Below are 14,316 nucleotides of genomic sequence, written 5' to 3' on the forward strand. Positions count from 1 at the left end.
GCGAAGGTTCTCAACCTAATGAGGTCTTTGGATCAGGACTATTGCTTAGTCTGCTCGGCGCCAGTGATGGTGACGGTCGTCGTTCCACTCGTCGGTCCCGTGTTCGAGCCAACATCGTTCTCGCATGTGAGTCTTAACCTAGCGTCATAGGCGCGAGTCAAGGTCAACCCGGCACCGTATGTGGCGTTTGCCAAGGCTCCGAATGCAGTGTAGGGAGACGTGATCGAATTGACACATGGTGGACTATTCGTGGTGGCGGGTGCGGAAAAGAGTGGCGAAGGATGAGTGGCTCCATCAGCCCAATTGCTTGAAACATTCACCAGATGCTTCGCGCTGTCGTAATTGTTGGTGAAGGTGACCATCGCAGTTGGGACGGAGGTCGGTGAGGGCGTCGTTCCATCGCTCGATGTGAGCAAATCTCCTGCCAAGTCGTAGGTATAGGCAGGCGCATATACCTTCCCGCTCGCTTGACTAGCGAAGGTAGATTGTTGTTCGTTCAGCAGACGCCCCATAGAGTCATAGGCTGTAACTGAGCGCATTGTGTAAAAGCCCGAGCCTGGCGCGGAAGCAGGGCAAGCACCACTCAAAGCGCTCTGAGTCCACTGCTTCCATAGACGGCCGACTCCATTACTTGCGGCGGCTAAGTCGTACTGATAGCAGGATGATGGAGTAGCTGCTGCATCGCTGGAATAAGTCCTTCCTAACGGACGATTTAGTGCGTCATAAGAGTATGCGATCTTTACGCCTCTCGCATCTGTCTTCAGCGTTAGATTGCCGTTCGGGTCGTAGGTGTAGTTGACCGTTCCAGTTTCGGGGTTGCTCGACGCCAGTAGTCGCGACAAACTGTCATAACTAAAAGCGCGAGTCCTCACGCCGCTAGATCCGGTGATTCCTCCCCATTGCGTGACCGCCGTCAAATCATTGAGCGCGTTATACCCATAATCGGTCTCCATGGATGGCGCATGTGCAGACCCATTCGGCTCCAGAACCTTTGTTAGCCGGCCGAAAGAGTCGAAGGTCCGTTGCCACTGGTTTCCCAGTTCATCGGTGGATGTCGTCACATTGCTCGAATAGGAAGTTGTGAACGTTCCGGTACCCGGGTGCGCTAATGAGGTCTGACGCCCCAATGCGTCGTAAGTGAATGTCGTCAAACCGTAGGTAGGATCGCTTGTACTCCGATAAGGATTGGACACAGTATAAGGAAGACCCATTCCGTCGTATACGGTACTTATATAGTCCGGTTGATCAGGATCTGACGTGACTTCGGTCATAATAATGTGCCCTACTCCATCCATAACGGTGGTTCCGCCTTTGGTCACCGTCGAACTCAGCAATTGCGTCGTCTGAATTGTGGGTTTAGGACCTGCATCATTATAGGAATAGGTCATTTGTCCACCGTCCGGGAAACTTGCGAGCATGAGTCGGTTCCACGGATCATTGCCGTAGGAATAGCTGGACGACTGCCCGTTCTCATCGGTGGCTTTGCGGAGTTCGCCTTTATTGAAATCGTATTGATAAGAAGAAACGTGTTGAACATTGTTCGTAGTCGGGCGGGTAATCTTCGTCAAGTACGTGTTCGTGTTTCCCGAAGGTGACCCGTCGTCTCCCGTGTAATTATCGGCATACGAGAGCATTGTTTGATTGAGATTTGCGTCAGTGACCGTCACAGGCTGCCCTGTCGTGTCATAACTCACTTGCGTGACTGAATTTGCACACGTTTGACTACTGGTAAAGCACTTCTTCGTGATCGTGGTGGGATTGCCGCGAGATACGGTTGAACTAGAACCGTAACTTGCCTCGTCGTGGTTAAGAGGGGCAGGGGACACGGATGCCACTGCGAATTGATCGTACGCGTAGTCTGTCTCTGCAACTAGCGATCCGTGATCATAGGTCTTGACCGTTGCAGGCTTGCCCCACATGCTCGGTAGACTGTCGCTATAAGAGCCGCTCTGCGTGACCGAATAGACCGGAAGGGACGGAGTTGGACCGAAGGCCGCGTAGGTCATCACGGTCTCGCGGGAAGGAGTAGTGCTGGGACGGGTGCATGTTGAATTAACAACTCCATAGTCGAACTCCGCAATGTCATTCTTCACGTCGGTTTGAGAGAGGTAAGGGCTCGTGCCTGATTGTGCGTAATCACTGGGATATGTTTGATAGCTATAAAATGCTCCGCTAACAAGACCGTTGGGGAGGACTGTGCACTCACCTGCAAGATGAGCTTCGGCGTACGGGCCTGACCAGACCTTCACGATAGTCTTGAGCACGCTTCCAGAAGTATCGTAATAAATAATCGTACCTTCTTGTGGAACGCCCGAAGTAGTGATGTGCCCCAGGGTTACAGGGAAATTCACTCCAAAGTTGTAGTTATAGACAGTCTTAAAACTTGGGTGCCCCGGTCGGAGTAAATCAATTGTGGTCACCGTTGTCTGTTTGGTCGCCCACTGAAAATCGTTTTGATTCGTCCAGGTGGTGCTATATGAGAAGTCCTGCTCCGTTGCCGGATTGACTCCGTCGTAGCTCACGACGCGTTTGGTAATTGCTGGAAAATCATGGTGAAAATTGCAAAACGTCGAGTTGGCTGTGGGGGGGCCGTTGTTCCAAAACCATGGGCCCGTTCCTGCCACCGGCTCAACCGTCCCTGGCATAGCCCCGAAAGCGTTACCAAAGCCCATGGATTCAGCGTTGACGTTTGTACCCCATGTGTACGTTACCGACGCCCCCGTTGGATAAGTAATCTTGTCGATTAGACCGTATGCGGGATCGTAAGTGAAGGTGTAATACAATCCGTCTGGGAGTTCGATTCCGGTGTATTTTGCATACATCGTTGTAGAGCCGTTACTGGTGGTCCATGTTTGGACGTTGGCGGAGTTTGTGTTGTATTTACCTCCACAAAGGGTCTCCCCAACCGAGGTGATGTCGGTATACCCAATCCGGTAAGTCATGGACTGATTAGCTACTGTATATGTGTAAGGTATCGAGTAACCCGGAAACGTAATCTGGTGAGTTCCGACGCTCGGGGCGAAACCCGAGGAACCGGGCATTGCTGTTCCATCGCCAGGCGCGTAACCTGGCCGTCCAGTTCCCCTCGGTGAATTACCATTTGCATCGCCTCCAATACCATTTCCGTACACGTCTGCAACGAGGGCGCTAAATGGACCTGGATCGCCTGGCAGTGTCTCGGCGGGAACCACCCCGGCAGTGACGGCTTTGTACTGAGCGTCCCCCCCCGTTAGAAGGGGTTGAATGCCGTAATATGTAGCACAACTCGCTTGGCCATCCATTGCAAGGGCGTTGTTAAGGACACTCATTATGTTTAGTAGGAAGAGATTGTGCTTTCTTCCTTCATCATCCTCATACACAAACCCAGTGTTGACTTGACAAGCCGTGTCCTCAACGTCCGTTACTGGATAGGTAAAAGTCCGCTGACGTTGGTACGTGAGAGTGTTCGGACCCGTGTTTACGGAGTCCGTGCTGCCACCAGTTGCATAGTTGAGATTATTGGTGTCCCAAAGAATCGGTTGACCGACGTTGGCGACGCACATCGGAGGTCCATATTGGAATGTTTCTACAGAGTAGCCAGTCTCCGGCGGGCAAATCGTCATTTGCTGCCACATGTTGACGGTATGCTCTTCATCGGAGTCATACATAAAGGCATACATCGGATGATTGAAACCGCGCTCCTGAGGTGGGTGAACTGCGATGCGCACACTCAACGCGCCGTTGGCCGGATTAACCGTCTCGTCAAGATCATGTATGTAGTCATGCCCATCTCCTGGGCTCGGTGTCCGAGTGATATTTGTTGTCATCCCGTAAGTGTTCGCGGGGACTTGCTGTGCGCTCAATCGGCGAGGTGGCGCAAGCAATGCAAGGAACGGCAGGAGTAGGAGGATCCCTGGAGCATTAGCAATCCATAGTGGAATGGGCTGCCGAACGAGGCCACCAAGCTTCCCCTTCTGAGCAAAGGACCGCTCACACGACAAAGAAGAACCTGACGACCCAGGCCGATTATTCACGAAGACTGGGAGTGAGATCGATCGGGATGGCACAGCAATGAAGCGGTTGACAAGACGCTTGCAGGGGAAAAAGCTCGACTTACCCACGTGTTCTTAGTCCTCTCCGTACAAACCAAAGGAAGGGATGGTGCATTTGCAGCTCGTCGGCCGCTTTTGATATCGGATCGGCAAAACATACTGAATCAATAGCCGCATGTCAAGAAATTTAAATCGTTCTCCGAAAAGCATTAGGCAACGCGATTTTTCGAAGAGGTTGTCGTCAGTGATCGTGATAACAGTGACTCACACTACTTTTGGCCGTCCCGCTTTTCTGTCGTGATCTCGTCCACCCCAGTGGGAACTACCTTTGTACTAGTGACTGAAACGAACTGAAGTTCATCCGGCGAATGGAGTGCCCGATCTTTTGTGCCATTGGATGAGGATCGTTTGCTTAGCAAACGCATCAACCCGGGTTCTTCTCGCTTGGTGTCCGACCTCTATCGAGAAAATGCAGAAATCATTTCGGGTTACCCCTGGTTTGCTCTCAGATAAGCTGCGAACTCGCCCCAGGCTTTGGCTGCCTGGGAGTACCTCGCCTTTTCAGGGAAGCCCATTTCGGCGTAAGTCCGCGTATCGCCGTTTGGGATAAATATAGGATCCCATTGGAATGCATAGTCTCCCCGGGAGCATTCGGAAATGGTTCCCTTCGTTTCGCCCTTGAAAAGGTGTACGCGTTTCCCGTCGCAATATCCAATTACAGTTTGGGCACTTGCAGCGCGTGATTCGTTCGCGTCTAAGAAATTACAAACTTTGTCAGCTACAGAGTCCCACACGACTTTGGAGAGACCGCCCGGTAGACCTTGTAGTGCTTCAATCGAAAGCCCTCCATGCTCAACTGCACACGGTCGTCCGAGGCGAGCATAGGCCTTCAATGCCTTATCCCTCGCGATGACTTCCAGATTGAGGTTCAAAATCTCTTGAATCGGATATTTGAACACCTGAAGATCTACGGGCGCGTCTTGGAGGTATTGAGTTACTTCCTGCTCTTTGAACGGGTTCATCGTAACGAAATAAAGCTTCATGACAGATTTTCCATAAAATCATCGAGTCCTTTCGACTGATCCATCGGATTGAGCTCAACTACGACCACGTCCCATTTTTCCAACAGATTCCTCTGAATGGGAGTGAAACTTGAACCCGTCATTATTGCAGTCGGTAATTTTTCGGAAAGCTTATGAGCTTTTCGTAGTTTCATAAGTTTATAGAGCATTAGTCGGATGTTCATATCGCTGAAACTATAACCAAGGAACAATAGCGTTTTCCCAAGCATATCGCCGCGAAGCTTTATATCAAGAGGCGACTCGAACTCGAGGCGTTCAAAATAGTCCGACTCGGTTAAGACAAGACTCTCGTCATCCGTAAACGTTCCATGAAACTTGACAATTTGTGGAACACCCTGCCGCATCTCTTGTAGATGGTCGATATTGGCTATCACATGGCAATCTTTACCATGCAGTTTGAACGCTCGCTCGATCGTGTCTTCGTAGTTTGTTGTGTATATCAATGGGAAGTTGAGCGTGGAGAGTTTTTCATGGGCCTTGGACTTTATGATGTCTTCGTCCGAAGCGTTTAGCAACTTATCAAGCTTGCTCCTCAATTCACCGACCGAGCCTTTCTGTGCCACGTAGTACTCAGCCAACTGAAGATAGTCCCCGCTGAGCTTGAACACATCCGGGTCCCATGAAAGATCCTCAGCAATCAAATCCAGTAAACCGCTCCATGTTGGAAACCTGAAGCGCGCAGACAGGCCAGCTCCCACGAATGGTATGAGCTTGCCTGCGAGGAGAATATCCTTACACTTCTGGATTTGATCGTTCATGGGACTCGTCATGTACTTATTTAGGTTCGATGGTCTGCCTCATCCCGAGAATCCGTGTCATCGAATGCGTATGAGCGATTCCGTTATGCGGATGAGTTTCATGCAAATCGCGATCATGGGCTTCTAAGATCTGCAAGTTTTTGAAGATATCGACATAAACTTGGTGCCTAAGTGTGGTGGGATAGAACCCGGGATGTGCCGCCGCCAGATCTTGCAGTCTGCTATTGAACGCGCAAACCACAAGGTACCCACCTTTTCGCGTCATTCTAATCAGGTGTTTCGAAACCTCGCGTATGCTTTGCTCATCGGCCAGGCAATGCAACAGCCCATAGGCGATTACCACATCGAATGATTCGGACGGGAAATTTTCGGCCATAGCATCACCGACGTAAAAGTTGACGTCTTTGACCTGGAGGGCTTCTCTGGCCGCAAGCGCATGATCAATGGCAATGTCTGAAACGTCGTATGCGTTAACCAATGCGCCTTTGCGAGCGAGATAGAGAGCATTCTTTCCTTCGCCACACCCGACGTCCAGAATCCGGAGCCCCTCAAATGATGGTATTTGTGATTCTAGCGACAGCACCAGGCTGCTAGGCTGTGATCCCCAGAAGCTAGGGCATGCTCGATAACCCGCATCGTAGCCTCCATCAGTCATTCGTATATCCCCTGCATCAGCTTCCGAACAGCCTGTTCATATTTCAATTTGCCAGTCCAGTTGTATAGAATCGCATCAGCATCGGCAATGAGTTTCTTAATGTCGGCCTCAACGGGAGCGTCGCAAAGCTTCAGAAACTTCTCGATCTTGACAGTTAGTCCGCCTCGTCCTAGATAGAACTCATAAGCAATATGAGGAGGTGTGTAGACAAACAGGAGAGCGATCTTCGTGGGATAAGCGAGTTTTTTTAGAGCTTCGACGGTCGCTCTCTGGCGGATTCCATCGATTAAAACATGACCGTCAACTCTCTTAGCCTCTTTCAGCAGAGCAGCCGCCAAACGCTCCGGCCCCCGATTCCTCTGAATGAATGCCCATGCCTTATCTTGAAATACTTCTCTTGTGGTCGATGAAACGGGCGGCATTTTGATGAATTTGGCCATTACCCGCCCGGTGTTGATTTCACTATATCCGTATTCTGCCGTGAGAATCCGAGTTGCCGCCGACTTACCGCTTCCAATTCCACCAATCAAACACAGAATGTGTCTGCCTTGAAAGGGCGCCTTTCGTCTAATTATCGAGGATGGCTGTGTTCGAACCATGTGTGGATAAAATTCGGTGAGACAGAGTTGAGACCAGTATTCAAACTCTCGTAATTCTTCGCTGAAGTCTGCCAGATCGATCCATCGGAGCTGGTTAATCGATTTCTCCCCTTTGACCGGTCGCTCCCAAGAAGTTGAGTGTGAGAGCTCGTACCTGAGAACGACAGCGAGGTGCTTGCGCCCCGTCGCGGAAGAATCATCGTTGAGGAGACCAAGGATGCTCAACCCCTGCCCGGCGCGGAGGCGCGCGACATCTTGTTCTGGTAGCTTGAGCTCTTCTAGAAGTTCACGTGATGCGTTATCAAAGATTAGCTGCTTGTAATCCTGATAGTTATAGAGTGTTCGGTCCAGATCCGAAACATGTCCGCCAAAACCGATGCAAAGAGACCCCCTCAAGTAGTCCTCAACTCGATTAAACTTTCCGCGTCTGAAGCAAAGAAGTCGATTGTTATGCGTGACCAGTGTGTAGGTCAAGAGTTGCTTGATATCTTCGCGCTGTTCCGCTTCCATTCGGGCAATCGGCTTGCAAACTGCGTCGTTCAGAACAATCTGGAAGTAGGTCTTCCAACTTCGTTTGATGCCTTGAAATCGGCCCGCTTTATCCAGGATCTTGCTCGGACAAACCAACACGACCTCATTCGCACCAGAAGGTAGCTGGGGCGTAGCGCTATACGCGGTAAGGTGGCTGGCAAAAAGCTCCCGTAAAAAAAATGTGTTTGGCGCTGTCCTTACGAACCGAGAAGCGCTATTTCGGATGACATCGACAGTGAGCTTCGCCTTCATTGTTTGATGAGGAGTGTTTCCGCTGAGTTTGTCAGAGAATAAATCGTCGTCTTTTGCTGCATCAACGATTGCCTTAGGCTTCATCGGACGCAGGTGTTTGCGCAGGACCGTTTCGGCGATGTCTAAAAATTGTCCCATCAGTTCAACTCTCAAGCTTTCGGCGAAGCCTTGCGCGGCTCAAATCGATTGTTCGTGAGACCAAAAGCCATTCAATACAAGAGCCTCTGCCTGCAGAAGTCGCAGCCATGCACGTTGTCCTTTCAACTTCGATTGCATGGAAGAGCGCGTTGCTGTAGAGTTTGCGAACGTCTGCGTGGTGAGCATTGGATATGATAATCCGCGATCCGCGCATCGCTAATCGCTGCAGAATTCGCGCCAGATCCTCCTGGTCTTCCCAGCTGAAAATGCGATTATTGTATCTTCTGAATCCATTGTTATCGTGCTTGACCGTGTACGGAGGATCGACATAGACAATATCACCCCGAGGACTCACCTCATCCAGCGTCTCACGAAAATCCTGGCACTTAACCGCCGCGTTCCTTAGCGCCTCAGACGCACCGTTGATTCCACTCGGATCACAAAGCTTGGTCCCGGGCTTACAGCCGAAAGGAACGTTGAATTTGTTGTTCTGATTTACACGGTAGAGTCCGTTATAGGCCGTGCGGTTTAGGTAGATCAGTCTGACGGCTCGGTTCGCATCCGTACGTGGCCGGGAGTCCCGCATGAGGTCAAAAACATCCTTGTTAATCTGCATGCTGCCGAGACGCTGTAGGAGCAAAGCCGGGGTGTCTCGTACTGCCCGAAAGGCGGCTATCAATTCCTCGTTGCTATCAGCGAGAAGAGCTTGTTTCGGCCGAAGATGGAAAAACGCAGCGCCGCTGCCTACAAACGGCTCGACCAGACGCGAATGAAGCGTGTCACCGAAGATCGCGCGCAACCTCGGCGCGAGCCATCGTTTTCCGCCAGCCCACTTTAGGAAAGGAAGTTCGCTCATCACGTCGGATGTCTTGAGGATACGCTTCGGGTCATATCGCTACAACGCGCGCCTAATCGACTAGCCGCACTACCCGATGCTCGGGAAATGTCTGCTTACAAGCAGCTCACGCGGATTGCCGTGCGATCAAATTCGGAAGTATGTGCTTTACGCAAGGGGCGGAGGATTTTGAGCCAGCAAAGCGTTGATGGCTAGGATTTCCGCATCATCTGGCCTCGCGCATTCCTCCGCGTCCCCGTCATAGATAAACATCTCGACCTGTTCCGAAAAACGCGGATCGCTGCGAAACAGAAATTGCTGCTCGCCGCTATGGTTGATTTCATCGTGAATAGTGCCTCGTCCCGCCTGCGGCGAAAGAACTAATCGAACATAAGAACCATCTTTCAACATTTGACCTCTCATAAGTCTCGGTTAGCCCAGCCAAACGGCTAGAATTGGTGGATTCTAGTAGCGAAAGCCCGGCACGGTGGCCGGGGCATTCGACGTGAGGCTCGATACCCACATCGTAACGCCCCACGTCGCGCCGCAGCAAGGGTGCGATGCCAAAAGCTCCAGCAATACCTCCAATTCCTGCGCTTTCGGTAAAGCACGCGCATCAGCTCGAAGCTATAGAGCATGAGCTTTCCCGCGCTTTGGAAGGATGTGTGGATGGGTACGGTGAAATCCATAGTCTGCTTAAAGCTGAGACATACCTACAGGCGTACACCGTGCGGATTTTCGACTTCTACGTCGGTTCCTACAGTGGTTTCATGGACACACATCTAAAGGCGTGGTTACCCGATCTAAAGATGAAGTCCATTGAGTGGGTTATTCACGCTCTTGCAAACTTTAGCGGCGTTACCAGAGAGATGCTGAGAGAACAGTTTGTGAAGCTCAGCGCCACTGTTGATACACATCTCACATCCATTTATGGCACCTCACCCAACCCACTCTTAGCCGGACTCGCTGAGTCTCCGCCGGCACAGGCTTCGCCTAAGTTAGTTCCGCTGCCCCCATTGCCGCCTAATGTTCGGGAACACATGGACGCGGCACCTGCATACGAGGCGGTTTCACGCGCTACGAACGACGATTACGCAAAGGCGGGGGTTGATATGTCTTCCGCTTCACCACTGCTCATCATGGCTCACGCCGCTACGCACGGGGCTAAAACCACACCCGCCAAACGACCACGTCTCTCAGCGTCTATTCACTCACCGTCGGCCGCGTCAAAAATGGAAGCGTATATGAAAGCTAAAGGGCTGAATCAGACGGAGTTTGCGATTACGGCGGACACCACGGATAAGACAATTCGGAAGTTCCGGCAAACAGGGCAGGTCAAACGTAGCATTCTCGGCGGCATAGCCAAGGCAATGGGGACGACTAGGGAAGAATTGCTTTCATAGTAGATTCATGGGTTTACAAAGATATCTTCCGTTCAAGTTCCGTTTAGATTCCGATCCGCCGATTAGTTTCCCCTTGTCTTCCGCAACAATCCCGTTCACGAGCAGTTCGCGTTTTCGCGCATCCCGGCAAGATGGGAAGCATAGAAACGAAATACCCAATTCGCGGCCCTCCTGCCCAGTAACCCAAAAGCAAAGGGGAGCGCCACAAAGGTGCTCCCCTCCCTAATGCGGGCGTGGCGGAACAGCAGACGCACACGACTTGGGATCGTGCCTTGACCGGATTGCGGGTGCAACTCCCGCCGCCCGCACCACAGCTTCAAAGATACTGCTGCTGCACCACGGCAGCAACTGCAAAGTTGACGTCCATAAACTTTACACCTGACGCAACTAATGAGTGGAAACGTTTTAGTCAAACTCTGCGCCTCCCTCTCAGAATCGAAAGCGGACTGAGGAGCCAAATTCGGTCCACGTCGTACCGGCAGGGAGGAGGCAGGACAACTCAAACCTGCGCTCGATTTTCAAGTTCGTCTCAATTGGCGCAATCGGAATACCGAAGCCTTACTTGCTCCGGGTTCTCGAATAATGCAGCCGTGTGCAAATTGGTGTTGGAGAGGTTCCCACCGCGCTTATCAATGTTCCAATGGGCAAAACTCATACCGGGGAAAATACCGGGGACTCTGGACAGCGAACCACACTAAATGGGAACACCTTCAAACGCCACGAAACAATCCTAAACACGCATGGCCAGCACTCCAAATGCAACCACAGTAGCCAGCAGCGTCGGCTCCCGCGCAACTGTTAACCGAAGGGTTGTAGGTTCGAGTCCTACCTCAGGAGCCAAAACATTAATAGAATCAGTGAAATGTGAGGCAGCCAACGGCTGTCAATTTTATTTTGTCAGGTGGCTGTTTTGGTGGATGTTGCGATTGAGGGTGGCAAGAAATATTTCTTGCTGTGACTCTGTTCAGGATGCTTTCTGGCCCACTGGTGGCCGTTCGAGCCTGTTGAAACTCGCCGACCGCTGATTACTATCTTCGAGACGGTCATTGACGAGAGGCCGACTGCACATCACGAAGCCAGGCGTCTGCAACACAGTCCACTTCCCAACCTGTTGGATGAGGCATTCAATTTCGCAACTGCAGTAAAGCGCTCCCGCCCTCGCCTGGACGGCGTGCTGTTGCACGGTAAGCCGAACAGACGAGAATATTCATGGCGAAACAGAGACATGCCTCGAAGCCAGAGCATTCGCTTTCAGGTCATCATTGGCGTCCGGTGGCGACGGCTGCACCAGCCCCCGAGCTCTGGGACAACTTGCGGTGCATCAGGAAACCGGCGATGAGAAAGTAGGCTCCGCCGAAGATTGCGTAGCCTCCCAGGTCTTTGATATGGGTCTTATCGTGCAGCCCACCCAGAATGAAGGCCACACCAGCCGCCGCGGACTGCAGGCCGCTCAGGATCATTGCCCACTGCCCGCCCAGCTGTTTTCTGCGAGAGATGCCGACGGCAAGTTGCGCGAGTCCGGCAGCGAACGCCCAGACGCCAAAGGTGACGACGGCTTGTTGAGGAGACTTGAAGGCGGTGAAGGCTATTCCGATCGCTGCGAGAGATCCCAGAATCACGTTGACGTATTGTGCGGTGGGTGGGCCGGAGCGGGTGGAAGACCTCAGGTCGAACAGGGTGCAGGCGACGTCCCAGAGTGGGTAGAGGATCAGGAGACCAGCGGCCAATGCAGGATTGCTTGCTGCTGTCGCAAGGACGATGCCAGCCCAGAGTAATTGGACAACGGTGCGAGTGAAGTAAAGGTTGCGTAACGAATACGCTTGTTGCTGTTCGATGGGTGCCGTGCTAAACATGTAAACTCCTTGACTATCTTCTAGTTGGTAGGTTGAATGAGGGAACGAAGTCTGGGCAAGTTTGTGCGCTAGGACTCACGCGTGGAGATACGTTGTAATGCGCTGGTGGTCACGGTCTGGAACACATCGCAGTTTCCAAGGGCTCGGGCAGACAGCATGGCCCCATGGACCGTCGCAATGAACGATTGTGCCTCGTCTTCAGGGGTTCCCTGGAGTTTTAACTTCCGCTTCCTGATACCTTCTTCAAGCGTCTCTCGAACCCATACACTTAGCTCTAGAAAGTGTTGCCGGACCTCGAAGCGAACTTCCTCAGGAAGGCTTGGCAATTCGGCTGCCAGCAGGGCGGCGATGCAGAACGGCTGGCTCTTGTCTCGAATGCAGCCTTCCCAGTGCTGTACATAAGCACAGAGTCGCGCCAGAGGGTCGTCAATCTTTTGTGTTAACAACTGTGTCCCCTGTTGTAGCCTCTCTCGATGAATTTTGAGGACGGCAACAACCAAGCTTGCTTTCGTCGGAAAGTGATGATGGATACTGGCCTTCCGAATGTGGACTGCCTCAGCGATATCGGCGTAGCTGAATGCCGAGTAGCCTAGATCGGAGATCAGGGTCTTGGCGGTTTGGAGGATGCGATCTGCTGTTTCTCCCTGCATGTGTATATGACTACCTACTAGTAGGCAGCGATGCAAAGAATTTTGTTCGATAGGCTTGTCCTCGGAAGAGTCCTCAGAAACGCGCATGCCGGAAGTGCCCCGATAGCCTCCGATATGCCGACTTAGGGGTTACTGATCGTGCGATCTTCGGCTAGGTGAGGAGTCTTTAATCGCTAATAGGCAAATTCGGCTTTATGCCGCTGGATAAAGTCGGTCAGTTTCGCCGGCTGCTTTCCAGTAATTATGGGAAAGTTATCAAAGGTATCGTCAGCGCCGGGAATCGTGCCCGCTGCATAACGTTTCCAGTGGTCGTAGACGCAGTTCATGTAAGCCATCTCAGCGCCCGCACTCCTCATGGCTTCAAGAAATACCTCCGGCGGGAGCGGTTCGTAGCGGAAGGGCTGACCGACGATAGCGGTCAACTTTTCCGCCAATTCACCGAAGGTAGCGGCATCATACCCAAGCCGATATGTTTGCCCGCTGTGCCGGCCCGGATGAGCCAACGCGAGAGCAGCAACTTGTGACACGTCGTCAATGTCCACCCAACTCAGGCGAGCGCCTTCCACGAAGGCGTTGACGATCCCGTTCTTGATTGTCTTCTCGCCGCCGTAGCTGAGCAAATTCTGCATGAACGTTTCAGGACGCAGGTGCGTGAAGGAAAAGCCAGCCCACTCGATGTAACGCTCAACGAACTGGTGCCAGGCCCAGTGAGCGATCGTGGTGTCGTCTCGGCCACATGCGCCCAAGTGGACGACATGTTGCACGCCGGCCTTCTTCGCGTTATCCAATAACGCTTTACTTTGGCGGAGCATGTCGACGGTATAGCCGGTGAGCACGAACAATCCGTGGATACCCTGGAGGGCGGGCAGATGGGTGCTCTCATCGTCCAGATCGAGAATGACGGCGGCAATGCCTCTGTCCGTAAAGGCGCGTGCTTTCTCTGGGGAGCGCACTGCGGCCACGATCTCGACTTGTTTTTCGTCCATAAGGCGGTCGATTGTTCTGCTGCCGACTTGCCCAGTGGCTCCGGTAATCAGAATTTTCTGCTTCACGCCCACGCTCCGTCCTGACTAGTAGATGCGCAAGGCATAAGGAAGCTTCCTAACGGAATCCTAAGTACCGATAGACCCGCTTCGCCGAATGAAACTATCCCACCAGGCGTTCCGGTTTGTTCGGCTGAGAGAATTTTCGCAGCTCATGGACAGGAATGAGAAGCCTTGTGCCGACTCCTCGAACGAGGAGCTGTTTATTAGCAACGAAGTAATCGAGCGCGAAAACTGATAGAGAGCATCCGGCGGCACCGCCAATTGCGTTTACGTTTCGAGCTACGGCAATGACCTGGAAGGCAGGTATGAGCTTGCCTCACCTGACCGCGACAGCCCCAATTTGCGCATTTTCCCGATGAGGGTCATGCGTTTGAGTCCGAGTCTCGTTGCGGCACTCTCAGGTCCGCCGATTTTCCGATCTGTATACCTGACAGCTCTCAAAATATGATCGAACTCCGTCGGGGCGAGGGTCTCAATTGAGAC

The 14,316-nt window shown here is 52.3% G+C and carries 11 protein-coding genes and 1 tRNA gene; 2 read left to right on the forward strand and 10 right to left on the reverse strand.

All coding sequences use genetic code 11. The features are described from left to right. Nucleotides 1–38: 38 nt before the first annotated feature. From GSQ80_RS18470 to GSQ80_RS18500, 7 genes are all read right to left on the reverse strand, one after another. Complete coding sequence (locus GSQ80_RS18470; RefSeq protein ID WP_158789126.1) at nt 39–3,806, reverse strand: hypothetical protein; 3,768 nt, start codon at nt 3,804–3,806, stop codon at nt 39–41. A 713-nt stretch (nt 3,807–4,519) separates the two neighbouring features. Next, on the reverse strand, nt 4,520–5,074 hold the full coding sequence (locus tag GSQ80_RS18475; protein WP_158789127.1) for a non-canonical purine NTP pyrophosphatase: 555 nt from the start codon (nt 5,072–5,074) through the stop codon (nt 4,520–4,522). Beyond that, nucleotides 5,071–5,871 carry an SIR2 family protein gene (locus tag GSQ80_RS18480; protein ID WP_158789128.1) on the reverse strand — a complete coding sequence of 267 codons (801 nt, stop codon included), beginning with the start codon at nt 5,869–5,871 and terminating at the stop codon, nt 5,071–5,073. Before GSQ80_RS18480 ends, GSQ80_RS18475 begins: the two co-directional genes overlap by 4 nt. A gap of 16 nt (nt 5,872–5,887) precedes the next feature. Beyond that, on the reverse strand, nt 5,888–6,526 hold the full coding sequence (locus GSQ80_RS18485) for a bifunctional 2-polyprenyl-6-hydroxyphenol methylase/3-demethylubiquinol 3-O-methyltransferase UbiG (protein ID WP_158789129.1): 639 nt from the start codon (nt 6,524–6,526) through the stop codon (nt 5,888–5,890). After that, the gene (locus GSQ80_RS18490; RefSeq protein ID WP_158789130.1) at nt 6,523–8,046 is read right to left on the reverse strand and encodes an HTH domain-containing protein; all 1,524 of its coding nucleotides are present in this window, start codon (nt 8,044–8,046) and stop codon (nt 6,523–6,525) included. The genes GSQ80_RS18485 and GSQ80_RS18490 overlap by 4 nt, the downstream gene beginning before the upstream one ends. Nucleotides 8,047–8,050: 4 nt before the next feature. Then, nucleotides 8,051–8,902, reverse strand: coding sequence for a Dam family site-specific DNA-(adenine-N6)-methyltransferase (locus GSQ80_RS18495; protein WP_158789131.1), 852 nt, complete (start codon nt 8,900–8,902; stop codon nt 8,051–8,053). Between the two features lie 147 nt (nt 8,903–9,049). Then, nucleotides 9,050–9,292 carry a hypothetical protein gene (locus GSQ80_RS18500; protein ID WP_158789132.1) on the reverse strand — a complete coding sequence of 81 codons (243 nt, stop codon included), beginning with the start codon at nt 9,290–9,292 and terminating at the stop codon, nt 9,050–9,052. A gap of 149 nt (nt 9,293–9,441) precedes the next feature. On the opposite strand from GSQ80_RS18500, the gene GSQ80_RS18505 reads away from it, so the two are divergent. Together GSQ80_RS18505 and GSQ80_RS18510 are read left to right on the forward strand one after the other, a co-directional pair. Further along, nucleotides 9,442–10,284 (forward strand): hypothetical protein, encoded by an 843-nt coding sequence (locus GSQ80_RS18505; protein WP_158789133.1) that lies wholly within the window; start codon nt 9,442–9,444, stop codon nt 10,282–10,284. Nucleotides 10,285–10,511: 227 nt separating this feature from the next. Beyond that, nucleotides 10,512–10,595: transfer RNA gene (locus GSQ80_RS18510), tRNA-Pro, on the forward strand. Nucleotides 10,596–11,543: 948 nt separating this feature from the next. Here the strand turns inward: GSQ80_RS18510 and GSQ80_RS18515 are convergent. The 3 genes from GSQ80_RS18515 to GSQ80_RS18525 form a co-directional block, all read right to left on the reverse strand. After that, nucleotides 11,544–12,137, reverse strand: coding sequence for a DUF308 domain-containing protein (locus GSQ80_RS18515; protein WP_158789134.1), 594 nt, complete (start codon nt 12,135–12,137; stop codon nt 11,544–11,546). 68 nt (nt 12,138–12,205) lie between these two features. Further along, on the reverse strand, nt 12,206–12,787 hold the full coding sequence (locus GSQ80_RS18520) for a TetR/AcrR family transcriptional regulator (RefSeq protein ID WP_158789135.1): 582 nt from the start codon (nt 12,785–12,787) through the stop codon (nt 12,206–12,208). A gap of 173 nt (nt 12,788–12,960) precedes the next feature. Next, complete coding sequence (locus GSQ80_RS18525; protein WP_216850430.1) at nt 12,961–13,839, reverse strand: SDR family oxidoreductase; 879 nt, start codon at nt 13,837–13,839, stop codon at nt 12,961–12,963. Between the last annotated feature and the right edge of the window lie 477 nt (nt 13,840–14,316).

Source organism: Granulicella sp. L46 (assembly GCF_009765785.1).
In the GTDB taxonomy this organism is placed as follows: Bacteria; Acidobacteriota; Terriglobia; order Terriglobales; family Acidobacteriaceae; genus Granulicella.

Bases quoted from the DNA above. Each gene is read 5' to 3' on its own strand.
- GSQ80_RS18470 (WP_158789126.1), bottom strand. From the start codon at position 3,806: ATGACAACAAATATCACTCGGACACCGAGCCCAGGAGATGGGCATGAC.
- GSQ80_RS18475 (WP_158789127.1), bottom strand. From the start codon at position 5,074: ATGAAGCTTTATTTCGTTACGATGAACCCGTTCAAAGAGCAGGAAGTA.
- GSQ80_RS18480 (WP_158789128.1), bottom strand. From the start codon at position 5,871: ATGAACGATCAAATCCAGAAGTGTAAGGATATTCTCCTCGCAGGCAAG.
- GSQ80_RS18485 (WP_158789129.1), bottom strand. From the start codon at position 6,526: ATGACTGATGGAGGCTACGATGCGGGTTATCGAGCATGCCCTAGCTTC.
- GSQ80_RS18490 (WP_158789130.1), bottom strand. From the start codon at position 8,046: ATGGGACAATTTTTAGACATCGCCGAAACGGTCCTGCGCAAACACCTG.
- GSQ80_RS18495 (WP_158789131.1), bottom strand. From the start codon at position 8,902: ATGAGCGAACTTCCTTTCCTAAAGTGGGCTGGCGGAAAACGATGGCTC.
- GSQ80_RS18500 (WP_158789132.1), bottom strand. From the start codon at position 9,292: ATGTTGAAAGATGGTTCTTATGTTCGATTAGTTCTTTCGCCGCAGGCG.
- GSQ80_RS18505 (WP_158789133.1), top strand. From the start codon at position 9,442: ATGCCAAAAGCTCCAGCAATACCTCCAATTCCTGCGCTTTCGGTAAAG.
- GSQ80_RS18515 (WP_158789134.1), bottom strand. From the start codon at position 12,137: ATGTTTAGCACGGCACCCATCGAACAGCAACAAGCGTATTCGTTACGC.
- GSQ80_RS18520 (WP_158789135.1), bottom strand. From the start codon at position 12,787: ATGCAGGGAGAAACAGCAGATCGCATCCTCCAAACCGCCAAGACCCTG.